General features: G+C 71.4%; 19 protein-coding genes and 1 pseudogene. 3 read left to right on the plus strand and 17 right to left on the minus strand.

Features of this window, described 5'->3' with window-relative positions; translation table 11 throughout:
- The first annotated feature begins 30 nt into the window (after nucleotides 1-30).
- Nucleotides 31-915 (plus strand): PaaX family transcriptional regulator C-terminal domain-containing protein, encoded by an 885-nt coding sequence (locus ABZU53_RS17940; RefSeq protein WP_355066776.1) that lies wholly within the window; start codon nucleotides 31-33, stop codon nucleotides 913-915.
- Here the strand turns inward: ABZU53_RS17940 and ABZU53_RS17945 are convergent.
- From ABZU53_RS17945 to ABZU53_RS17980, 8 genes are all read right to left on the minus strand, one after another.
- Complete coding sequence (locus ABZU53_RS17945) at nucleotides 839-2,368, minus strand: long-chain fatty acid--CoA ligase (protein WP_355066777.1); 1,530 nt, start codon at nucleotides 2,366-2,368, stop codon at nucleotides 839-841. The genes ABZU53_RS17940 and ABZU53_RS17945 overlap by 77 nt on opposite strands.
- Nucleotides 2,369-2,424: 56 nt before the next feature.
- Complete coding sequence (locus ABZU53_RS17950; protein WP_355066778.1) at nucleotides 2,425-2,877, minus strand: MaoC family dehydratase; 453 nt, start codon at nucleotides 2,875-2,877, stop codon at nucleotides 2,425-2,427.
- Between the two features lie 17 nt (nucleotides 2,878-2,894).
- On the minus strand, nucleotides 2,895-3,776 hold the full coding sequence (locus tag ABZU53_RS17955) for an amidohydrolase family protein (protein ID WP_355066779.1): 882 nt from the start codon (nucleotides 3,774-3,776) through the stop codon (nucleotides 2,895-2,897).
- Between the two features lie 50 nt (nucleotides 3,777-3,826).
- Entirely contained in the window at nucleotides 3,827-4,753 is a 927-nt protein-coding gene (locus ABZU53_RS17960; protein WP_355066780.1) for an SDR family NAD(P)-dependent oxidoreductase, read from the minus strand.
- A gap of 100 nt (nucleotides 4,754-4,853) precedes the next feature.
- Nucleotides 4,854-5,615, minus strand: coding sequence for an IclR family transcriptional regulator (locus tag ABZU53_RS17965; protein ID WP_355066781.1), 762 nt, complete (start codon nucleotides 5,613-5,615; stop codon nucleotides 4,854-4,856).
- A gap of 30 nt (nucleotides 5,616-5,645) precedes the next feature.
- Nucleotides 5,646-6,599, minus strand: coding sequence for a PDR/VanB family oxidoreductase (locus ABZU53_RS17970; protein WP_355066782.1), 954 nt, complete (start codon nucleotides 6,597-6,599; stop codon nucleotides 5,646-5,648).
- Nucleotides 6,596-6,814, minus strand: coding sequence for a hypothetical protein (locus ABZU53_RS17975; protein WP_354857562.1), 219 nt, complete (start codon nucleotides 6,812-6,814; stop codon nucleotides 6,596-6,598). Before ABZU53_RS17975 ends, ABZU53_RS17970 begins: the two co-directional genes overlap by 4 nt.
- Complete coding sequence (locus ABZU53_RS17980) at nucleotides 6,811-7,854, minus strand: aromatic ring-hydroxylating dioxygenase subunit alpha (RefSeq protein WP_354857564.1); 1,044 nt, start codon at nucleotides 7,852-7,854, stop codon at nucleotides 6,811-6,813. Before ABZU53_RS17980 ends, ABZU53_RS17975 begins: the two co-directional genes overlap by 4 nt.
- A gap of 173 nt (nucleotides 7,855-8,027) precedes the next feature.
- Here ABZU53_RS17980 and ABZU53_RS17985 point away from each other — a divergent pair, with 173 nt between their 5' ends.
- On the plus strand, nucleotides 8,028-8,174 hold the full coding sequence (locus ABZU53_RS17985; protein ID WP_355066783.1) for a hypothetical protein: 147 nt from the start codon (nucleotides 8,028-8,030) through the stop codon (nucleotides 8,172-8,174).
- Here ABZU53_RS17985 and ABZU53_RS17990 read toward each other — a convergent pair whose 3' ends face one another.
- The 3 genes from ABZU53_RS17990 to ABZU53_RS18000 form a co-directional block, all read right to left on the minus strand.
- A complete protein-coding gene (locus ABZU53_RS17990) occupies nucleotides 8,175-8,312 on the minus strand; it encodes a hypothetical protein (protein WP_355066784.1) in 138 nt (45 codons plus the stop codon).
- Nucleotides 8,313-8,333: 21 nt separating this feature from the next.
- Nucleotides 8,334-8,636, minus strand: a complete 303-nt coding sequence (locus ABZU53_RS17995; RefSeq protein ID WP_355066785.1) for a hypothetical protein — start codon at nucleotides 8,634-8,636, stop codon at nucleotides 8,334-8,336.
- A gap of 550 nt (nucleotides 8,637-9,186) precedes the next feature.
- Nucleotides 9,187-11,496 carry a tetratricopeptide repeat protein gene (locus ABZU53_RS18000; RefSeq protein WP_355066786.1) on the minus strand — a complete coding sequence of 770 codons (2,310 nt, stop codon included), beginning with the start codon at nucleotides 11,494-11,496 and terminating at the stop codon, nucleotides 9,187-9,189.
- Between the two features lie 657 nt (nucleotides 11,497-12,153).
- Here ABZU53_RS18000 and ABZU53_RS18005 point away from each other — a divergent pair.
- Nucleotides 12,154-12,334, plus strand: a pseudogene (locus tag ABZU53_RS18005) (transposase); the annotation flags it as partial.
- Nucleotides 12,335-12,492: 158 nt separating this feature from the next.
- On the opposite strand, the gene ABZU53_RS18010 reads toward ABZU53_RS18005, so the two are convergent.
- The 6 genes from ABZU53_RS18010 to ABZU53_RS18035 form a co-directional block, all read right to left on the minus strand.
- Nucleotides 12,493-14,340, minus strand: coding sequence for a hypothetical protein (locus ABZU53_RS18010; RefSeq protein ID WP_355066787.1), 1,848 nt, complete (start codon nucleotides 14,338-14,340; stop codon nucleotides 12,493-12,495).
- Nucleotides 14,341-14,734: 394 nt separating this feature from the next.
- On the minus strand, nucleotides 14,735-15,142 hold the full coding sequence (locus tag ABZU53_RS18015; RefSeq protein ID WP_354857575.1) for a hypothetical protein: 408 nt from the start codon (nucleotides 15,140-15,142) through the stop codon (nucleotides 14,735-14,737).
- A 581-nt stretch (nucleotides 15,143-15,723) separates the two neighbouring features.
- On the minus strand, nucleotides 15,724-17,172 hold the full coding sequence (locus tag ABZU53_RS18020) for a glycosyltransferase family 39 protein (protein WP_355066788.1): 1,449 nt from the start codon (nucleotides 17,170-17,172) through the stop codon (nucleotides 15,724-15,726).
- Between the two features lie 112 nt (nucleotides 17,173-17,284).
- Complete coding sequence (locus ABZU53_RS18025; RefSeq protein WP_355066789.1) at nucleotides 17,285-18,442, minus strand: glycosyl hydrolase; 1,158 nt, start codon at nucleotides 18,440-18,442, stop codon at nucleotides 17,285-17,287.
- Nucleotides 18,430-20,328, minus strand: a complete 1,899-nt coding sequence (locus ABZU53_RS18030) for a glycosyltransferase family 2 protein (protein WP_355066790.1) — start codon at nucleotides 20,326-20,328, stop codon at nucleotides 18,430-18,432. Before ABZU53_RS18030 ends, ABZU53_RS18025 begins: the two co-directional genes overlap by 13 nt.
- A gap of 109 nt (nucleotides 20,329-20,437) precedes the next feature.
- Nucleotides 20,438-21,592 (minus strand): glycosyltransferase family 39 protein, encoded by a 1,155-nt coding sequence (locus tag ABZU53_RS18035; RefSeq protein ID WP_355066791.1) that lies wholly within the window; start codon nucleotides 21,590-21,592, stop codon nucleotides 20,438-20,440.
- Nucleotides 21,593-21,883: the final 291 nt, after the last annotated feature.

The following is a 21,883-nucleotide window of genomic DNA, read 5'->3' on the forward strand; positions in this document are numbered from 1 at the left end:
AGGCCAACGAGTTCGCCGAAGGGAAGGGCTGTGGGTAGTCGTCAGCCGAAGCAGTTGTTGCTCGCCTTCTTCGGCGAGCACGTCGTCGACGCCGCCACGGGACCCATCCGGGCGAGCGCTCTGATCAACGTGCTGGAAGGCGCGGACGTCGCCGCGCCGGCCACCCGCGCGACCCTCGACCGTCTCGTGCACAGCGGCATCCTCGCCCGCAGCCGGAGCGGCCGGGAGACGCTGTTCTCACTGACCGAGCACGGGGCCGCGGTGTTGCGCGAGGCGACAGACCGCGTTCGCGGCCCGCGGCCGTTCGACCCACAGGGCAGCGGGTGGACCCTGGTCACCTTCTCGATCCCGGAGGGCCAGCGGATGCTGCGGCACCGGCTGCGTTCCACCCTCACCTGGGAGGGCTTCGCGCCGCTCCGGGACGGGCTCTGGCTCGCGCCCGGCGAGGTCGACCTCGCCGGGTCGTTGGAGCGGCTGCGGCAGGACCTCGCGCCCAACACGGTGGTCGCCTTCCACGCCCGTGAACTCGCCGGCTTCCCGATCGGCGAGAGCGTGCGCGCGGCCTGGGACATCGAGGCGATCCGACGTGCGCACCTCGCCTTCATCGAGGTGTGGGACGACCCGTCGCTGGCGATGGCGCCGAGCGCCCTCACCGTACGAACCATGCTCGTGGCGGACTGGCTCGCGCTGCTGCGCGCCGACCCGAGGCTGCCGGCCGAGTTCATGGACGCGGAATGGCCCGCCGCGAGATCGGTGCGGACCTACCGCCGGGTGCACGACAAGCTGGCCGAGGCGTCCGCTGCGGAGTTCGCCGAACTCGTCGCGGCCCGGCCCGCGACTAGGCGCCGAATCGGGTCCGCAGATCGGCCTTCCGCACCTTCCCCGACGCCGTCCGCGGCAGCTCGTCCACGATGATGACGTTCTTCGGGAGCTTGTAGCGCGCGATCCTGCCCTCCAGGCGGGCCCGGACGGTGGCGGTGTCCACGGACGCCCCGTCCCGGACGGTCACAATCGCCCATGGCACCTCCCCCCAACGCTCGTCCGGTACGCCGATGACCGCGGCCGAGGTCACCCCGTCGACCTCGGTGAGCAGCTGCTCGAGTTCGAGCGGGTAGATGTTCTCGCCCCCCGAAATGATCATGTCCTTGAGGCGGCCGGAGATGTAGAGGTAACCGTCGGCGTCCAGGTGGCCGAGGTCGCCGGAGCGGAACCACCCATCGGCCGTGAACGCCTCGGCGGTCGCCTCCGGCAGCCCGTGGTAGCCGGGGAAGACGTTGGGACCGGCCACCTCGATCTCACCGACAGCGCCGGCGGGCAGCACCGCACCGGCCGCATCGGTGATCCGCACGTCGGTGAAGAAGTGCGGCAGACCGACACTGCCCTGCTTGACGCGGGTCATCGTGGGCGGCAGCGCGGTGGCGCCCGGCGCGGCCTCGGTCATTCCGTAACCCTGGGAGAACGACAGGCCCCGCGCCTCGTACGCGTTGAGGATGCGGGCCGGCACCGCCGACCCTCCGCAGGTGAGCTTCGTCAACGTCGACAGGTCGGTCGACGCCCAGGCGGGGTGGTCGGCCAGCAGCTGGTAGGTGGTCGGCACACCGCTGAGCATGGTGACCCCGTGCCGCTCGATCTGGGCGAGCGCGCGGCCCGGCTCGAAGCCCCTCTCGATGACCATCGTGGCGCCCTTGAGGATGACGGGCAGGGCGCCCATCCCGAGCGAGGCGACGTGGAACAGCGGCGAGATCATGAGGGCGACGTCGGCGGAGACGACGTCGTAGTCGACCACACAGTTGAGCGCCACCCAGGTGAGGTTGCCGTGGGTCAGCACCGCGCCCTTGGCCCGACCGGTCGTGCCCGAGGTGTAGACGATCGCCGCCGGGTCCTCGTGGGCGGTGTCGGCGTGGTCGGTGAACGGGGTGACGGCGGCCCGGGCCAGGTGGGCCAGCCCGGGCCGGTCCGCGGTGCCCTCGCCGTTGACGATGACGTACGGGGTCCGGGCGGTCGCCGCGGCGGAGGCCACCGGCACCGCGAAGTCCGGGTCGTGGATCAGCACCCGCGCGGCACAGTCGGCGAGGACGTAGCCGATCTCGGGTGCGGCGAGCCGGGTGTTGACCGGCACGAAGACCGCCCCGACCTGCGCCGCCCCGAACATCACCTGAAGGAGTTCGGGGCTGTTCTCACCCAGGTAGGCGACGGAGTCGCCGTTGCCGACGCCCCGCTCCCGCAGCACCGCGGAGATCCGGTCCGTGGCGTCGGCGAACTGGCGGTACGTCATGGGCGACCGGTCGCCGTGGATGATCGCGATCTGGTCCGGGGACTTGAGCCGGCGCTTGGCCAGCCAGGCGCCAATTCCGTGCTGGTGCATCATCAATCTCCTGGGGGTGGAGGTGGTGTGCTCGCCCGGCTCGACGGATGCCCCCGGGCTCAGGCGTAGAAGCGGTACAGCCCGCGCGCGACGACCGCCGGCTTGGTCCCGCCCTCGATCTCGATCGTCTGGTCGACGGCGAGCTGGTAGCCGCCGCGGACCTCGACGACCTCGACGACTGTGGCCCGCATGCGCACCCGAGCCCCAACCACGACCGGCGCGGGGAAGCGCACCTTGTCGAGGCCGTAGTTCACCTTCGTGGTCACGCCCTTGACCTCGAGCAGCTCGGTCCAGAAGGGAACCGCCAGGGAGAGGGTGAGGAAGCCGTGCGCGATCGGCGCGCCGAACGGGCCAGTCTTCGCCCGCTCCGGGTCGACGTGGATCCACTGGTGGTCGTCCGTGGCGTCCGCGAACAGGTCCACCTGGTCCTGGGTGACAGTGCGGTACCCGGTGTGGCCGAGGTCGGTGCCGGCGAGGTCGCCGAGCCGCTCGTAGGTGATGGTCGTCGTCATGGCATTTCCTCTCGTCGTCACCGGGCCAGGCCCAGCAGTCGGGCCGCGTTGTCCTTCAGGATGCCCGGGAGCACGTCCGGCTTGAGATCGGTCGACTGCACGTCGCGAAGCCACCGGTCCGGGGTGAGCATCGGGTAGTCGGTGCCGAAGAGCACCCGGCGCTTCAGCAGCGAATTCGCGTAGCGCACCAGCTCGGCCGGGAAGTACTTCGGGCTCCAGCCGGACAGGTCGATCCAGGTGTTGTGCTTGTGCGTGGCCACCGACAACGCCTCGTCCTGCCAGGGCACCGACGGGTGGGCCATGATGATCTGGAGGTCGGGGAAGTCGGCCGCGATCGGATCGAGCAGGATCGGGTTCGACCGGCCGAGGCGCAGACCGTAGCCGCCCGGCGTACCCGCGCCGATGCCGGTCTGCCCGGTGTGGAAGAGCGCCGGGACGCCGGCCCGCTCCAGCAGGCCCCACAGCGGCGCGTACTCGTCGTGGCTGGGATCGAAGCCCTGCACAGTGGGGTGGAACTTGAAGCCACGGACGCCCTCCTCCCGGATCAACCGGTCGGCGAGTTCGACTGCCGCTCCCCCGGTGCGCGGGTCCACCGAACCGAACGGGATGAGCACGTCGGCGTGCTCGGCCGCCGCGCGGGCGATCTCGACACTCGACAGTGGCTGGTGCTTCAGTTGGGTACGCGCGTCCACGGTGAAGACGACAGCCGCCATGTGCCGCTCGCGGTAGTACCGCGCCACCGCGTCGACAGCGGGCCGTGGGCCGTCGGTCTTGAAGTACGCCGACGCCGCTGCCACGAGCGGTTCGGGCAGTGAGGTGTGACCGTGGTCGTCGACCTCGATGTGCACGTGCATGTCGATCGCCGTGACGTCATCGAGGTCGATCGCGGGCTGGTACATGGGCCAACCTTCGTCCGGCGGGTCGGTGCGGGCAGGTCTGCTCGGGCCGGTCAGGACGGCGCGGGCTCGAACTCCTCAGGGAGTTTCGGGAAGCGTTCGCCGACACTCTGCGCGGCACCGGCGAACCTCGTCGGCCAGGCCTCCACCAGCGCGTCGTACGTCCAGCCGCCCTCGCGGTGCGCGGTCAGCGCCGCCTCCGGGTGAGTCCAGATCTGCAGGCGGTCCCCGCCGACACCGATCACCTGCCCGGTCACCGAGGCCGCCGCGTCGGAACCGAGGAACGCAACCAGCCCGGCCACGTCGTCCGCCGTGCCGAATCCCAGCTCGTGTCGGAAGAACGCGGGCATCGGCTCGCCGTTCGCCTCGGCCCGCACCGCCGCCGCGAAGTAGGGAACGGTGGCGGTCATCGCGGTCGCGGCGACCGGAACGACGGTGTTGGCGGTGATGCCGGCCCGCTTCAGCTCCAGCGCCCAGGTCCGGACCATGCCGACGATGCCCGCCTTGGCGGCCGCGTAGTTGGTCTGGCCGAAGGTGCCCCGCTGCCCGGTGGGTGACCCGACGCAGATGATCCGCCCGCCCTCACCGGCCTGCCGCATGTGCTGCACCGCCTCACGGACTGTGGTGAACGTGCCGCGCAGGTGCACGTTGATGACGGTGTCGAAGTCGTCGTCGCTCATCTTCCACAGCACGCTGTCGCGCAGCACGCCGGCGTTGGTGACGAGGATGTCCAGCCGTCCGAAGTGCTCCACCGCCGTGCTGACGAGTTCCTTCGCGGTCTCGGTCGGGCCGACCGGTGCGACCACCGCGACGGCCCGACCGCCGGACGCCTCGATCGTCGCCACGGCGTCGGCGGTGGCCTCGGCGTCGACGTCGTTGACCACGACCGCGGCGCCCCGCCGCGCCAACTCCTGCGCGTAGGCGAGGCCGAGACCCCGCCCGGACCCGGTGACGATGGCGACTTTGCCCTGCAGAGACATGAGTGCTCCCTCTCGTCGGTGCCGGACCTCCGGGTAACACGCGCACCGGCAACGTAATGCAGAATTTGACCGGGCGTCAACGATTTGCAGTCTGTCTACATCAGACGGCCGGACGGGTCGAGTTGCTCAGCGCCCGGGAGACCACCCGACCGGCGGCCTGCACCAGTGGCGCCAACGCCACCGGGTCCGCCCGGTCATGGGCGACCACCAGCGAGATCGCCGCCACCACACCCTCCGGTACGCGGATCGGCGCGGCCACCGAGAGGGCGTCCATGGTGACCTGACGGTCGCTGACCGCGTACCCGACCCGGCGCACCTCGGCGAGGCAGCGACGCAGCCGCTTCGGGTCGGTGATGGTCAGATCGGTGTACCGCTCCAGCGGGGCGGCCAGCACCTGCTCCTGGACCTCGGCGGGCGCGTGGGCGAGCAGGACCAGCCCGACGCCTGTCGCGTGCAGCGCGAAGCGACCCCCCACCCGGGTGAGCACGGGTACCGCGTGTCGCCCGGCGATCCGTTCGATGAAGACGAGTTCGAGATCCTGCCGGACGGCGAGCTGGACGTTCTCGTGAGTCACCTCGTACAGGTCCTCCATCACCGGCAGGGCCAGCTCCCGCAGCCCCAGGCCCCTCGGGGCGAGCGAGCCCACCTCCCACAGCCGCAGACCGATCCGGTACCGCCCGTCGTCGCCGCGTTCCAGTGCCCCCCACGCGACCAGCTCCGCGGCCCGCCGGTACACGGTGGGCAGTGGCATCCCGGTGCGACGCGCCAACTCGGTCAGGGTCAACGCCGGGGTCGCCGGGCTGAACGCGTCGAGCAACGCCAGCACCTTGCTCGTCACCGACCGTCCCGGTTCTGCGCGCACCCCGTCATCATCCCCGCCCACGTCGGGCGCTCACAGCTCCAGCACGAGTCGGGGCGTACGGGCCCGGGAGACACAGATCATCATGGTGTCCCCGGCGGCCCGTTCCTCGGCGGTGAGCAGGCTGTCGCGATGCTCGGGCACACCGGCGAGCACCGGCGTCTCGCAGGTGCCACAGGTGCCCTCCCGGCAGGACGAGAGGACCTGCACCCCGGCCTCCTCCACCGCCTGCAGGATCGGTGTGCCCGGCGGCACTGTCACCGTCCGCCCGGAGAGCGCGAGTTCGACCTCGATCGTCGTCTCCGGCACGCCGGTGTCGCCCCGGGCGGTGAAACGCTCGACGTGCAGGCAGCCGGGTGGCCAGCCGCGGCAGTGCTCCTCGACCGCGGTGATCAGTGGTTCCGGGCCGCAGCAGTAGACGAGCCCGGTGCCGGGCCGGCCCAACAACCCGGCCAGGTCGAGCAGCCCGGTCTCGTCCTGCGGGTGCAGGCTCACCCGGTCGCCGTACTTCTCCCGCAGGGTGGTGGCGAAGGCCATGGTGGCCCGGCTGCGTCCGCCGTACACCAGCCGCCAGTCGGCGCCTGCGGCGTCGGCCGCGGCGACCATCGGTGCGATGGGGGTGATACCGATGCCGCCGGCAATGAAGAGGTAGCGCCGCGCCGCGACCAGCGGGAAGGTGTTGCGCGGTCCGCTCACCCGGACGGTCGCGCCGACGGTGAGCCGCTCGTGCGCCAGCCGGGAGCCGCCGCGCCCGTTCGGTTCGCGCTGCACCGCGATCCGCAGGACGGCCCGCTCCGCGGGGTCACCGCAGAGGGAGTACTGACGGGCCAGCCCGGCGCCCAACTCCAGGTCGATGTGCGCGCCCGGCGCCCACTCGGGCAGGTCACCGCCGTCGGCGCGACAGAGGCGGATCGCCACCACCTCGGCCGCCACCTGATCGCGGCCGACGACCACCAGCTCGACACCGGTCAGCACGTCCACAGTCACTCGCGCATCGCCAGCCGCCTCGGCGGTCCGGGCACCGGCTCAGCCACACCCTGGTGACCCTGCGGGTGGCCGAGCAGCCACTCCCACAACTCGACTGGTTCCTCAGTGCGGCGCTCGGCCCCGCAGTGGCAGACTCCGCGCAGGCTGTCGGTGCCCGGCACCCAGTGGATCCGGTAGACCCGGCCCCCGGTGAGGGAGCCTTCCCGGGACCTCACCGCGCCGCTCCCACCGTCCCCGACCCGACCATCCGCGCCAGCAGCCGCCGGGCGGCCAGGCCACCGGTGTCGATGTTGATGCTCAGCTCCTGGTACCTGTCCGGCTCGGTGGCGATCACCTGCTCCAGGATGTTGAGCGCGGTCACGTCCTGCATGACGACTGTGTGATTGCTGTGGTGGAGGTACTCGCTGACCGACTCGTCGTCGATCGCGAAGTCGCGCGCCACCGCCCAGAAGTCATAGGTGGTGTGTTCCGTCGACGGGGTGATGGCGTACACGATCTCGGCGTGGAACGCTTCGCGGTCCTCGCCCTCGGCGGGCGGGTAGACACCCTGCGGCGCGATCCGGCTGTGCAGCAGGTAGAGGCAGGGCGGGTGGTACTCGATGTCCTGCCACCGGGTGATCCGGCCCTGGATGCCTGTGGAGCGCGCGTAGAACGGCGGGCACTCGGCGTCGTCCATGTGCCGACTGACGTAGACGATCCCCCGGTCCTCGTCCACCTCGGTGGTGATCGGGGTGTTCGCCACCTCCGGGGTGCCGATGTAACCGCCGTGCAGATAGGTCTCGTGGGACAGGTCCAGGAGGTTGTCCACCAGCAGGCCGTACCGCGCGTTCAGTGGCGCCATGCCCCGCACCACCGCGTAGCGCGGGTCGGCCAGCCACGGTGCGCGGGGAATCGCAGCCGGGTCGGCCCGGTCCAGGTCGCCGATCCAGACCCAGATGAGCGAGTCCTGTTCCACCACCGGGAACGAGACCACCCGCGCGGTGCGCGGGATGCGCTGTTGACCCGGTACGAAGACGCAGGCGCCGGTCGGATCGTAGGTGAAGCCGTGGTAGCCGCAGACGATCGTGTCGCCGTCGAGCCGGCTCTCGGAGAGCGGGAAGCGTCGGTGTACGCACCGGTCGGCGAGCGCCACCGCCTGCCCGGCACCGGTGCGGTACAGCACCAGCGGCTCACCGAGCACCGTTCGGGCGAGCAGGTTCCGCCCCACCTCGCTGCCGTAGGCGGCCACGTACCACTGGTTACGCGCGAATGCCATGCGATCGGACCTCCATGCCGACGGACGTCGATGGAGCCGGATCGTCCCGTGCGGTGTCCCCGCTGGGGAACCGGAGCTTTCACTGGATGAAAGGCCGGGGCATTCGCACCTGACGGGGTGGCTGCCGTGCCGACCGCACGGCAGCCACACCGGGCCGTCACCTGTTCTGCTCGATGTTCTGGCGGGTGGCCACCAGCAAGCGCGTCCCGGGTGTGGGCGCGCGCACCGTGCGTCGGGTGGTGGCCGAGCTTACCGACCAGCGCGGGGTGAGCAGCCGTTTCCAGGCGGGTGCCGAGGCGGTCCGCCATGGCTGGATCTGATCAGATCGGCTCTTTGTAGTTCTGCCGCATGGAGATGCTCACCTCGGCACAGACCGGGTGGCCCGCCGGGCAGGTGGTGCTGGCGAGCGCTGTCTGCGTGATGGTCAGGCCGCCCCGGTCGTACATCCAGCACGCCACTCCCGAACTGTTCAGGCAGGATTACTTGGGCCTACGCCTCCACTGGGCAGCCGCGATCTGCTTGTCCAGTTCGCGAACCGCCGCGTCCGGACTGGTATTGACCTGGTAGTCACGGTCCCAGTGGAACTTGCCCCGCGATCTGTCCGCCGACTTGCCGCCCCGGAGTTGCCAGCCTGCCGGAATGGCAATCTCGTCGAGACGGGCCTGCCCGATGGTGAGCAGCTCCTCGGTCGACCGCTTCTCCGGCGGCGGGCCGCCGCACGCTGACACGAGCGTGACGCCCCCCAGAGTCAGGGCCACCAGCAAACGGCCGCTGAACCGCATGGCACACCTCTCTCCGTTGTCGCATCCGGACCGGCCGCCGTAGCCGGCACAGATCACCGCGATTGCCGCTTCCTATCGGGCCCCGGCAGGGGCCTGCGCGACCAGGCACAGGCCCGCGCCGGTCAATCACTGCGAAGAGAAGCGCGGGCATGCGGGCGGCCACCGCGTTGACCATCGATGGTTTGTGCGGACGACCGAAGATCGTGCGGTGGCCGCGGGCCACACCCTAGACCCGCTGGGTGGCGGGTCATCCTGGACGAGGCGGTGACGCGTGTCGCTGTCCGGTCACCGCTGACCCTGTCGCAGCAGGGCGGTGGAGCTGAGGGCAGCCGGATCCGGGGAGTGCCGGGGATGGAACAGGGAGCAGGCGTAAGTTACCGCCGCTCGGCTCCCTCGGTTGCTGGCGCGGCGGCGTCGAGCCGCGGCGGTGTTCCGCAGGTCGTACGGCCGACCGAGCGGAGTCAACCTGGCGAGGCGCCGGTGCGGGTCGATCGATCCGGCACGAGCCGCTGCTGGGCGTGCGGCCGTATTGCCAGCAGATTGGCCGAGTTCAGCGTGCGAGCTTCGCGCGTACCTGCTCGGCCTTCGGATGCCCGATGGCAACGAGAAGGGTGAGTGCGTCCTGCCACGCCGCTTGCGCAGCGCTCGCGTTCCCTGCGGCAGCCTCGCTGTCGCCGAGATGGTGCAGGGTCTCCGCCTCGTAGTACCGGTCACCAAGGGTCCTGTACACGGCGATGGCCTCCTGGTAGTGGTATGCCGCGTCGGCGTACCGCTTCAGGTGTTGGAGGCTGTACCCGATGCTGTCCAGCGTATGGGCCCGGTACGTGAGGTCGTCGACCTCGTCGAACAGAGCCAAGGCTTGTGAGCAGTGCGTGAGCGAGCTGTCGTAGTCGCCCTGCAGTGCTCGGTACCAACCCAACGCATTGAGCGCCTGCGCCTCGCCCGTGCGGTCGCCTATCTGCCGGTAGAGACCCAGGGCGGTGCTGGCGTGCTGCTCGGCTGCGGGGAAGTCGCGCAGCTGTTCGCTGGCGTATCCCATGGCGCGTTCGGTCCGGGCAAGGCCTTGGATGTCACCGACTTTCCGGAAGCAGTCAACCGCTAGTCGATGGCGGGCCATGGCGTGGTCGTATTCGCCGAGCTGTGTCAGCGCGTTGGCGAGGTTGCGCAGTGCGACACCGTGCGCACGCGGGTCGCCCATCGGCTCGGCGGCCTCGACAGCGAGGCGGTAGAGGTCGGCGTACTCGCGCCAGTATCCGCGGCGGTGGAGGAAGGTCGTCATGCTCCACGGTAGGAGGAACGCCGGTCGGTGCCGGCCGCGTGCGGCTGCGAGTCGAGCCGCCGCCGACAGGCTCTCGTGCTCCTGCTCGAACCACTCTGCCGCGCCCTCGGCCGAGTCGAAACTGGGCGGCTGGATTCCATGTTCCGCAGAAGGCGTCGGGAAGGTCTCCCGAAGGGGATCCAGCAGCCGGTCACCATGTAGGGCGGCCTGTAGGTAGTAGTCGATTACTCGGGTGTGGGCGGCGGCTCGTCCGGAGCTGGTCTCGTGCTCCTCGCTCAGATCGTTCGCGTAGGCGCGCAGTAGATCGTGGAGCCGGTAACGACCCGGGCAGTACTCCTCAATCAGGTGTTGATCTGCCAGGTTCCTCATCAACCGGGCGGTGAGGCCAGCTTCGGCGCCGACCAGGCTGGCAGCGGCAGCGACGGTAAAGTCGGGACCGGGTACCAGACCCAGGTACCGGAACAGCCGCGCGGCGTCCGGGTCGAGGGTTCGGTAGGACCAGGAGAAGACGGTGGGCAGGTCCGACTCCGAGTCGTCGACCTCGAAGTTGCGCAGTACGGGTTCGCCGCCCGTCGCCTCCGCGACGAGTCGGTCCAGTGGTTGGTCCGGCGCGAGCATGATCCTCGCCGCCGCGATGACGAGCGCCAGCGGCAATCCGCCGCACATGGTCAGCAGCGTGTCCGTCGCTTCTGGATACTCGTCCAGCCGCCCGCGGCCGATCCGATCATCGAGCAGTTCCCTGGCCTGCTTCCGGGAGAGGACGTCCAGCTTGAGCGGGACGGCCTTGTCGCGGGCGACGAGCCCGGTGAGCTGGCTTCGGCTGGTGACGATGGTGAAGCACGATGAGCTGCCCGGCAGCAGTGGACGGACCTGCTCGGCGGTTGCGGCGTTGTCCAGCACAAGCAGCAGGCGTCTGCCGGACAGCACACTGCGGTACAGGCTCAGTTGAGCATCGAACCTGGCCGGTATTCTCTCGGCCGGCACGCCGAGCCCGTCCAGCAGCTCACGGACGGCATGGGCAGGCGCGACCGGATGGTCGGCGCTGAAACCACGCAGGTTGAGGTACAGGTGTCCCTCGGTGAACCGTCTTGCGTTCTGGTGCGCCCACCTCAGTGCGAGAGTGGTCTTACCGATGCCCGCAGTGCCGTGCACGGCGGATATGACAGCTACCCCGTTGCCCGCCCTCCTGTGCAGGGCGGTGAGCTGGTCGAGCTCGGCCGTTCGGCCCACGAAAGGGCTGGTGTCCATAGGTAGCTGCCTGGGTGGCACCGTGCCGTCCGGGTCAGGCGTCACCGTTCCCGCCGTGGCGTGCTGGTGTGCCGTCGTCCACGCGTTCTCCCAGGCGCGGTATCGACGCGTACCAGTGCCGACTCCACAGAGATTGACGTACGCGCGGAGCCAGTCCAGGCGCGGCAGCTCACCTCCTTCAACCTTGCTGATCTTCGTACGGGTCAATCGCACATCGCTGAGGCGCGTCTTCGAGTCCATCTCCCGCGTCGTGAGGCCAGCCGTCTCCCTGAGCGACTGCAGCGCCGCGCCGAGCGCGGCCGGTGTCGACACGTCCGCCAGTTCCCGGTCCACTCCGTAAACCTCGCATCCGTCCCAGCGGTGTCTGCGGTTTCTCTGTGGCGTTCCGATGGCAGCCTGTCCTACCAGGCGATCCACCTCGATTATGTCCCGGCCTGTCCCGCAGAGCGCCACCACGCCGAGTGAGCGCGAAGGTGTGGTCAGAACCGGTGGAACTGCGACTGGGAAGCGGCGGGGTGGGACCAGTGGACCTTGAGCGACTTGTGACGTACAGCCCTTGGGTCGCGACCGCCGCTGTGGGTCTACCGGTGCTTGCCAAGACGGTGGTCGCACTGATCGTGACGAAAGGCGTCCCACCCCGCGAGAAGGCGGCGATCCTTCGTGCGGTGGGCGACATGTTCCGGCCATGGCGGCGGGGCGGCGATCCCGGATGAGTACGTTGGTGCCGCGGCTGTCGCACCCTGCCCAGGGCAAATCACGGAACTGCAATAGCTCGGCGCAGGCTGATCGACTGATCATCGCGAAAGGCTTCCCACCTCAGCCACCGCGTACCGGAACCGTCTGACAGCCTGAACTCGGCGGGCGGCCAGCCCAGCCGCCTGGGGCGTGTCCTGCCGATCTTGTAGCGGTTGATCGTTGACGATGTGCCGGTGGTGCGTCGTGGTGAACTGGCTGTCGAGGCGTGGGCGGTGATCGCGCCGCTGCTGGCGTACGAAGATCCACCTCGCCGTCGACGGACGCGGCCGGCCGCTGTCGATCCTGCTCACCTCGGCCAGGCCGGCGACAACCCGCAGTTGCTGGCGCTACTGGACGCGATCCGGGTCACGAACCTGGACCCGGACGGCCCCGTAAACGCCCCGACGTGTTGATCGCCGACCAAGCCGGGGATTCAGGGGTGCGCCCATCTCGGCCTCAGCCTGGGGATCCGCCCGTCCCGATAGCGCCTCGACCAGACGCTGAAAGCGCCGTTGATCCTCGGTCCGGTACACGGCTGAAGCATGTCATGACGCGGACTGCCGATCCATGATCGGCAGGACACGCCCTAGCCGGTCAGTCGCCGTGGTGGCGGCCGGCGGAGCGGAGTGACCCGTGAGGACTCTCCCGAGCCGGCTCGCTGTCCACCACCGACCTGCCCAGCCCGCTCACCCAGTCGACGAACTCCGCGTCCTGCCTCGGCAGCGGCTCGCGGTCCGGCCGGGTGCCCGCGCCGTCCGCGTCGGCCCGGGATCTGTTGCGCCGGAACAGGCCCAGCCGGCCGCCAGCCCGCTCGCTGGTCCGTTGCGCCTTGACAACGGGTGCCGGGGCGGCCGGCGCAGGGATTGCGGCGACCGGAACGGCCCCTACGGGGCCGGCCTGCGCGGCATCGGCCGTGGGCCGGATACCGGCGCGCCGGGCGTTCGCGAGGGCATCCCAGTTCGCGGCCTGGTCCAGGTTGGGCAGGGGCGGCCGGTGCCGAGGTGGGAGAGCCGGTTCGACGCCCTCTTGCGTGCCGGCCGAGTGGGTTGCCTCGGCACCCGGACCGGGCTCGGTCGAGGACGGCACCCGCCGGGCCGGAACGACTGGCCGAACTGCCTGAACTCGAGTCCGGTCGATCTTCGGCGGCTGGTACATCCGGCCGGTCCCCGGGGCGGCGGTTGCCCCGTCGGGTTCGGTGTTGTCGGCCCCCGCCGTTCCAGAGCCGTCCCCGCCGGGTCCTGCGGGAAGGTGGGCCGCCGTCGCGGGCGCCGGTTGCGATGTCTCCGGCGTGGCGAAGTCGGACTGTGTGGCGAAGTCGGCCTGTGTGGCGAGGTCGCCAGATGCGGCCGGTGCGGCGGTATCGGTCGGTGCGGCGGTCCGCGTCGCGGAGTCGGCCGGCGCACCGTAGCCCAGCGGTTCGGCCGCGGTCGCGTGCGTCGCTGCCATCACGCCGACGAACCTCCCCGTGCCGGCCAGGTCGACGGGCTCCGGCTCGTCGGCCGCGCCGGGCGTCATGGCCCGCGGCACGGCGGGGTCGGACAACGGTCGGAGGATGTCGGTCGGCTCGACGACCCGCTCTTCGGAGGTGCGCGACAGGAACGGCCAGCGGAACAACGCGGCGGCGGCCGAACCGAGCACGCCGGCGGCGACGGCGAGCAGCGCGCCGTAATACGGCGTGATCTGGTACCGGTCGACGGCGCCGCCGGGACCGGCGGTCAGGTAGGCGAACGCGATCAGCACCGCGCCGGTCGCGCCGGTCGCGCCGTTGACCAGAGGCGGATGCCTGCGCCAACGGGCCAGCCCGCCGGTCGCCGCGCCGACGAGCAGGGCCACCGCTGGCAGCGTCAAGAGAGCCTGGCGGTGTGCCGCGTCGGCGTCGAGCCCGGCCTGCTCCAGCACGCCGATCCGTACGGCGGGCAACGGCCCGGCGGTTGCGAGCGCCGGGACGACCGAGATGAGCGCCAGCAGCCAGACCACGCCGCCCACCGCCGCCATGTTCCAGCCCAGCGGCGGCTTCAGCAGTACGGCGATCGCGGCACCCGCGCCGACCAGCGCGCCGACGATCGCGCAGATGCCGAGGGCCCAGATCGGGTCCACAGAGAAACGATCGGCGGCCTGGGCCGGCCGGACGCAGAGCGGCGCGATGACGGTGGCGCCCATCGCGGCAGCGGCGGCGATGGCCACCAATCTGCCGGTGCTTTCCAGCACCCCGTATCGGCGGGCCAGGCGTGCGGTGACGACGGTGCCGGCTACTGCGGCGTGTGCCGCGAACCAGCCCACCCAGGCGAGCTGGGCGGGCCACTGGTTGACGGTGGCTCCGGTGGAGACGCCGGTGAGCTGGACGATGCCGAAGCTGAACGCGATGCCGAGCTGACCGGCACCGGCGAGCACGCCCATCCCGAGAGCTGCGACCAACAGGTTGCGCCAGGTGCGAGAGACCATGTCCGGCACCGTACGCACCTTTTAGGCCGATTGTGACCGAAATGCGATATTCCATGTCGGACGACCGTGCCAGCGGTCATCCCAGTTCGACCAGGTGCGCGACCTACCTGGTGCGGCCCACATCGGTGCGCATGTGGACCGTGCCGGGGTCGCGGGTGGCCGGTCGGCTCGTCGGCGTCGATCACCGCCCCCGGCGTCCTCGCCGCGGTGGCGGCGAGGTGAGGACGGCCACGGCCGACGCGGCCCGGCCTCAGAGCCGGGAGGTGAAGGTGGCCAGGAACCGGTGCGGGGTGACCGCGCCGGCGTTGTCGAAGCAGATCACGTCGACGTCGGCGTTGGTGGTGTACGTCCAGGGTTGGGTGAAGTGGAGGCTCGGGCGCGCGCCGAACGCCGGTCAGGGCAGTGTCAGCTCGAAGCACCCCCACCCGTCGCCGGCCTGCGCGACGAGCTTCCACGTTCCGGCGGCCGGCAACGGGATGCCGCTGGGGTACATCGCCTGCCCGGCGTCGTTGGTCGCCAGCGAGCCGGCGCTGTAGGTCTCGGTGCGACCGCCGGAGGTCGCGGTCACGGTGAGCGCGGCGTTGAGCTGGGGGCGGGCCGGCAGCCAGAACAGCTTGCCCAGGTCGGGGCCGAGGTCAGGGTGCCATTGCCGGCGGTACTCCACGAAGTCCCCGGCGATGAAGTCGCCCGAGCGCACCAGCATGGCGTCGCCGGGCACCGCGACGCACTCGCGTCGGGCGCTGCCGGGCAGGCTCTGCTGGAAGGCCGGCACCGGCGGCGACGCGGCCGGCGAAGACGGCACCGGCGCCGACCCAGCCGGCGAGGCCGGGCCGGCGGCGGGCGGGACTGGTGCAGTACACCCGCAGAGCACCAGCGCCACGACGAACAGCGGGATTGCTCGCACAGCGTTGCCTCTCTCCTCAGGCGGCCGGGGTCCAGGTGAGACCCGGCCGCTCCAACAAGCCACGAGCGTCGCGGTCGTGATGCAATGTGAGCTTCAGGCAGGGCAGGGAGATCGCCACGTCGGAGCCTCATCTTCCACCGCCCGGCCTGCAACCAGGACCGAGGGCTGTAAGACCGAATACGCGGCTCGTGAGGATGCTTGTCAATCCCAAGGTCAATACGGCAAATGAGGCTGAATTTAGTCATGGCCTCACAGAGCACGGACGGCCCAGAGCGGCACGTCGATGTGACCGACCCGCTTCGCCTCCACGGTGAAACAGGACGCGCCGCGAGCGCCTTCATCGCGAAGATGCGCGACTGGGCGCCCTGCACACCGTGCGGGATCAGCTGGCCCGTGTCCGGCTTGTCGGCCTGCACGGTCACCGCGACGGGCTTGGCGTCCACGGGTCACACCCACAACCGGACAGGTAGCCCCAGTGGTCACGGACCGGGACGGCGGACCAGCAGCACCAAGGCCACCCCGACGAACCGGTCGGTGCCGGTGACGGCGAACTCGCGGCGGAGCAGCTCGGCCCGGGCGGGCGGGATGCCCTCGTACGGGTCGCCCGCCCCGCCGACGACCAGCCAGATCCGCCGGACGTCGCCAAGGCAGGGAGCGGGATCGACGCAGTCGATCGCCCAGAACCCGCCGGACCGGCCGGGCGGCACGGCGAGGAAAACGTCCCGCGGCGCCGTGCGCAACTGGTACGCCATCGGCAGTGGGGCGCTCCACCCGCGCCAACCGGAGTAGGCGATGCCGTCACCGGGCTCGTACCGCCGGTCGATCACGGCGGCGGCGGCGCGGTAGTCCGCCTCCCCCGGCACCGGGCTGCGTCGGGCCTCCACCTGGCCCGGCAGGCCCACCCCGGCGACGGCCAGCACGGCCGCGACGAGCACCGCCGCAGGCCCGCCCGCCGGCAGCGCGCGCCGCAGCGCGGCGACCGGCGCGGCGATCCCGACCGCCGCCAGCAGCGCCCAGGCGGGCAGCGTGAACAACACGAACCGGGCCAGGAAGAGGTGCACCAGCGGGTGGCTCAGGTAGCAGCACACCGCCGGCGCCACGGCCCAGACCAGCAGCGGAAGGAGCAGTGCGCGCCGCCGGCGCCAGAGCACGGCGGCGCCGGCCAGGCCGGTCCCGACGAACGTCACGGCGACCGGGAGGGAGCCGAACAGCTCCCGGGGGAAGCGGGCGAGCGCCGCCTGGTCGCGGGTGATCCAGGAGACCTGGTCGGCCTGCCGGGACGCCGCGTACAGCAGGGGCGCCGCGGCCACGGCGACCACCAGCACGGTGAGCGCCCAGGCCCGCCGGGCCCGCCGGGCACCGCCGCGGCGGACCGCCGAGCCGACCAGCAGCGCGTGGGCTGCCAGCACCGTCGCCGCGACGGCGTGCAGGCAGGTCAACGCCAGCAGGCAGCCGCCGTAGCGGACCCACCGCGGCCACGAGGGCCGGTCCAGCGCCCCGACCAGGGCGAGCGTAGCCAGCACGGTGAGGGCGACGACCCAGGCGTACGAGCGGGCCTCCTGCCCGTACCGGGACACCGACGGGATCGCGACGAAGAGCAGGCCGGCGGTGACCCCGACGGTGCCGTCGTACAGCTTCGCGCCGAGCAGGGTGAGCGCGCCGGCGGCCACCGCCGTGCCGACGATGGACGGGAACCGCAGGGCGAGGGTGGAGTCCCCGGCCAGCGCGGTCCACCCGCGCAGGGCCAGGTAGTAGAGGGCGTGGGTGAGGTCCATGTTGCCGAGCAGATGCCGCAGATCCGGCCACGCGAGGGTGGTGGTCAGCCAGCTGACCGACTCGTCGAACCAGATCTCGCGGCCGCCGCTGCCGAGGGCCGCGACCGCGAACGCGACGAGACTGACGGGCAGGGCGACGCGGGTACGCGACACCGGCGCGCCCGCCCGGCGCGCCGACGCGGCCGGCGCCGCGCGGCCGGGCGCGGCGGGGTGCCGGTCCGACCTGACGGGCTGGGACACGCTCACGGCGGCGGACGGCCTATTCCTAGACCCGGGTACGCGGCACCATCGCCGGCGACCAGCCGACGTCGTACCGGGGGGCGGCGACGGCCCGGGCGAAGGCCTTGGCGACGGCGGGCGAGCTGACGATCCGCCAGTCGACCTCCTTGCGCGCCTCGAACCAGATCAGGCCGATGATGTCCCGGTGGCCGGACAGTAGCTCGAAGGCCTGCCGGATCCACTCGGCCTTGCGCCCCTTGCCGTCGGAGGCGCCGGTCTCGGTGACGACCAGCGGCTTGTGGGTGAAGCCGCGGATCTCCCGGATCGTCGGGCTGAAGATCGCGTCGAAGGACCGGTACGTCGAGAGCGCCCCGGTGCCGTAGTAGCCGGAGAGCCCGATCCAGTCGACGTAGTCGTCGCCCGGATAGAGCGTGGCGAGTTTCGGGGTGGAGTCGTCCCACCTGACGTTCGGGCTCCACGTCCAGATGACGTTCTGCACCCCGGCGGCCTCGAACACGGCGTGGACGTGCCGCCAGGCCTTGACGTAGTCACCCGGCCGGTTGCCGTTGGCCGTCTCGCACCACGGGTACCAGTCGCCGTTCATCTCGTGGGCGAACCGGATGGCCACCGGGTACCCGAGGGCCTTGATGCCCTGCGCCCACGACCGCAGGTACGGGTCGAAGCTCCCCCGCGTGATCTGGGCCAGCCGGTACCGGGGCTGGTCCGAGCGGATCCTGTCGATCTTGCGGGCGCTGAAGCCCTTCTTGCGGGAGGTCTCGTCCAGCCGGTAGTCCCACGGTTCCCACGCCAGCATCGGCAGCATGCCCCGGTCGCGGATCCGGTCGAAGAGCACCCGGTCGAAGGCCGCCGACGCCCATCCCGCGCCGAAGAGCATCGCCTGCGGCTGACGCTTCGCGGCGGCGGCGAACGCATTCACCGGCGTGAAGTCGTACGGACCCTCGTTCGTCATGACGCCGATGAACGTCTTCCCGGCCGGCGGAAAGAGCACCGGCTCCGGGCGCGGCGGCGGTGCGGGCGTCGCCGGGGCGCTCGGTGCGGCCGTCGCCGGGGCGCTCGGTGCGGCCGTCGCCGCGGCCTCCCCCCGGGCTCCCGACGCCGTGCGCGGCGCGATCACGAAGGCGTACGTGAGCAGCAGCGCGGTGATCAGCGCCAGCATGCTCCGCGGCAGGGTCAGCCTCGCCATGGCACACTCCGTTCCGCCGGCACCCGCGTCCTCGGCGGGTGGCGGTCCTCGCTACGGGTACGCGCGGCGGCGCGGGCCGCGTCGTCGCGGTGTCGCCCACGGCGCGTCACACCGGAGACGATGGCGATCAGCGGCGGGCCCAGGCCGGTCACGAGGGTCAGCACCGGCCAGACCCACAGCAGAGTCAGGCCGTGGTCCAGCAGGAAGCTCGCGCCGAGCACGGCAGCGGCGATGGCCGCCCAGCCGAAGTGCAGCCGGAAGGTGCCGAGCGACTCGGTGGTGCGCAGCTTGCCCTTGGCCGTCACCACGAACGCGAGCTTGCGCCGCAGCAGCGCGCCGACCGCGGCGGCCACGTAGACGGGACCGGTGAAGAGGGCCAGCGCCATGCCGACCACACCGATCTCCTCCCGTTCGTGCGGGGCGATGTTGAAGCGGCGCAGCCAGAGCCAGAGCGCGAACCAGGTGCCGATGGTGCCGGCCCAGAGCACCGACCACACGGTCACGTCGAGCTGGGCCGTGCCGACGCCGGTGAGCAGGTACAGGGCGGTGGCGAGGTTGCCCAGCAGGAGGCCGACGGCGACGCTCGGGTAGTAGAACTGGAGCAGCCGGTACTGCCAGCGGCGCCGTGTGCCCAGCTCGCGCGGTGCGCGCAGCTCGGGGCGGACCAGGATCTCGCAGATGCCGGCCGCCCACCGCTTTTGCTGGTTGAAGTAGTCGGCCCACGAGGTGGGGCCCTCCCCGATGGCCACCACGTCCGGGGTGTAGACGCCCTTCCACCGGTTGCCGGTGTGCGGATTGACGGCGGCGTGGACCCGGATGCTGGTGAGGTGGTCCTCGATGATGGAGTCCTGGTAGCCCCCGACGCTGCGCCAGGCCGCCGGTCGGTAGAGGTGGCCGGTGCCGGTGAGCAGTGGCGCGTCCAGCCCGTTGCCGCCGCGCGCGATGAGTCCGTTGTAGAGGTACTGCTGCACCGACGCGCCGTGCGCGACCCAGTTCTGGTGCATGTTGCCGTAGACCTGCGGGGTCACCACGAAGGCGACGTCCGGGTCGCGGAAGTAGCCGAGGGTCCGTTCCAGGAAGCCGGGCAACGGCACGTGGTCCGGGTCGACGTTGGCGACCACGTCGTAGCCGTGCTCGTGCTCGGCCCGCCAGGCGTTGTGGTTTCCCGACTTCGTCCTGGCCCGGAACTCGCCGCTCGGCTGGTTGTACTCGGGCCGGCCCTTGCGGCTGAAGTGCCGCACCCCGAGCCGCGCGGCCATCTCCTTCACCTCGGGGTCGTCCCCCTCGTCGAGGATCCAGACGTCGACCTGGCCGCAGTAGACAATCTGCCGCATCCGCCGCAGGGTCCGCTCGGCGACGTCGAGCGGCTCCTTGCTGGGCACGATGGTGGTGAGCAGCGCCACCCGCAGGCCGACGGGCGGATCGACGGGGACCGGATCCTTGGCATGGAACGCGAAGACCCAGATCACGACGTTCTGCGCGAGGCGGATCAACTCCACGCCGACGACCACGCAGAAGCCGAGCCGGGCCGCCGTCGTCTGCCAGCTGCCGATCCCGGTCACGCCGGACCCCGGCACGTGCGCCGGGAGCAGCAGCCACCCGACGAACAGCAGCCCGGCCGCACTGTTGACGAGAACCAGGAGCGTCAGGATCAGCCGGGACGCGGGCGACAGGGCCGGCCGGAACTGGACCGGCGCCGCCACGTGCCCCGGCGCGATCAGCGGTCCGGCCGTCGTACCGCACGCCGCGTAGGCGCGGCGCGCCCGGACGTTGCGCTGCCGACGGTCGGGCGGCTCCGACGACCCTCCGATCGAGGTCAGGGCCGGAGCGACGGCGATGCCCTGCCCGGCGACGGGAGACCGCCGGCTATCGCTGGCGATGACCACATTGCCCCCATGGATTTCTGCCCGACTCGAACTCGACCGGAGCTGATGCTATTCGGACAATTTGCTTAAAGCGGGCTAGTTACGTAAATGACCATGAGCCGCGCTCTCCTCAGCCACCGGCGGGGTGCGCCTCGCGTGCCGTCGCACCGTCGGCGGGTCGCGTCCACAAGTGAACGACCCTCGTGAGATCGCCGGTCGCCCGCTCGCGCCCCCCGGGCGTGGACCGGGCCAGCTGCGCCGGGGCGCCGAGCACCGCGATCGCCACCAGGGCGACCGCGCACCACCGGGCGCGCACCCGCGCCAGCGCGACCGCGCCGAGGGTGGCCCACGCGGGCAGCGTGAAGAGCAGCACCTCCGGCATCCAGACCGGCGTCGCCTGCGCGACCAGCAGCAGACCCAGCGGCGGCACCACCGCCCAGGCGGTGTAGAGGGCGGCGGAGCGTCGCAGCGGCAGGCTGAACAGCGCCAACCCGGCCAGCACGACCCCCAGGGCGGTGACGCCGAAGAGGTTCCGGGGCGTCGCGGCCAGCACGTCCAGAGTGGGCTCCGACCCCCGCGCGATCCCGCCGCCGACCACGCCACTGGGAAGCCCCAGCGCGACAGCCGCGGGGAGCGCGCCGAGGATCGCGACCGCCGACCACCGGCCGACCACCCCGCGTCGGAAGACGAACATCGACCAGCCGTGCCCGGCGAGCAACAGCAGCGCGAGACCGTGCGAAAGGCCCAGCAGCAGCACCGCGGCGCCGTAGCCGGCGAAGCGTCCGACCGTCGGCCGGTCAACCGCCCGCACGAGCAGCAGCGTGGCGAGCACGGCGGCGAACACCGTCAGCGCGTACGGCTGGATCTCCTGCGCGTACCGGGTCGACGTCGGCAGCAGCGCGAAGATCACGCCGGCCAGCAGGCCCACCCGCGGCGTGAAGAGTCGGGCCGCCAGGAGCCCGACGAGGGCCGCGGCGGCGGTGACGGCCACCGTCGACACCACCCGTATCGCCGGGCCGGACGCGCCGAGCACCTCCGCCCACAAGCGCAGCAGCGGCGAACCGGCGAGGCCCGGGGTGCCGCCGCCCGGCGGAGTGGCCACGCCGGCCCGCAGGAGGCAGAGCGCGACCGTCAACAGTGCCGGCACCAGCCAGGCGGTGACCCGCCACCGGCCGGTGTCGGTCGTCGCCTGGGTGACCATCGCGTGGTCCTCACCCCAGGGGTCCTCGACGTCGACCTCCGTCGACGCCAGCCGGGGCAGGACTATTGTGTCCGCGTCCTTCATCGTGTCTCACGCATCTCTGTCGGATCCGGCGGTGCACACCGCGGCGGGGGCGCGCCCCACGGCGACGCGAGCCGGGCGTACGCGCGGCGTGGGCAGCACGCGGCGCAGGACCGGCCGGACTCCTGGATCGGGTACGGGTGTCAACTGGAGCATAGGGAACAGAACCGGACAGATAACTCGGATGCGGCATAAGCCCCGAATCAGTGACCACCCGGACGTTGAGGTGGCGCCGTTGCGTAATCGGATCGGCGGACGTGTTGAACCCGGGTCGGGTCCGCGGTCAGATCGCCT

The sequence above is a fragment of the Micromonospora sp. NPDC005194 genome, from assembly GCF_040608335.1.
In the GTDB taxonomy this organism is placed as follows: Bacteria; Actinomycetota; Actinomycetes; order Mycobacteriales; family Micromonosporaceae; genus Micromonospora.

Bases quoted from the DNA above. Each gene is read 5' to 3' on its own strand.
- ABZU53_RS17945 (WP_355066777.1), bottom strand. From the start codon at position 2,368: ATGATGCACCAGCACGGAATTGGCGCCTGGCTGGCCAAGCGCCGGCTC.
- ABZU53_RS17950 (WP_355066778.1), bottom strand. From the start codon at position 2,877: ATGACGACGACCATCACCTACGAGCGGCTCGGCGACCTCGCCGGCACC.
- ABZU53_RS17955 (WP_355066779.1), bottom strand. From the start codon at position 3,776: ATGTACCAGCCCGCGATCGACCTCGATGACGTCACGGCGATCGACATG.
- ABZU53_RS17960 (WP_355066780.1), bottom strand. From the start codon at position 4,753: ATGTCTCTGCAGGGCAAAGTCGCCATCGTCACCGGGTCCGGGCGGGGT.
- ABZU53_RS17980 (WP_354857564.1), bottom strand. From the start codon at position 7,854: ATGGCATTCGCGCGTAACCAGTGGTACGTGGCCGCCTACGGCAGCGAG.
- ABZU53_RS17985 (WP_355066783.1), top strand. From the start codon at position 8,028: ATGTTCTGGCGGGTGGCCACCAGCAAGCGCGTCCCGGGTGTGGGCGCG.
- ABZU53_RS17995 (WP_355066785.1), bottom strand. From the start codon at position 8,636: ATGCGGTTCAGCGGCCGTTTGCTGGTGGCCCTGACTCTGGGGGGCGTC.
- ABZU53_RS18010 (WP_355066787.1), bottom strand. From the start codon at position 14,340: ATGGTCTCTCGCACCTGGCGCAACCTGTTGGTCGCAGCTCTCGGGATG.
- ABZU53_RS18025 (WP_355066789.1), bottom strand. From the start codon at position 18,442: ATGGCGAGGCTGACCCTGCCGCGGAGCATGCTGGCGCTGATCACCGCG.
- ABZU53_RS18035 (WP_355066791.1), bottom strand. From the start codon at position 21,592: ATGAAGGACGCGGACACAATAGTCCTGCCCCGGCTGGCGTCGACGGAG.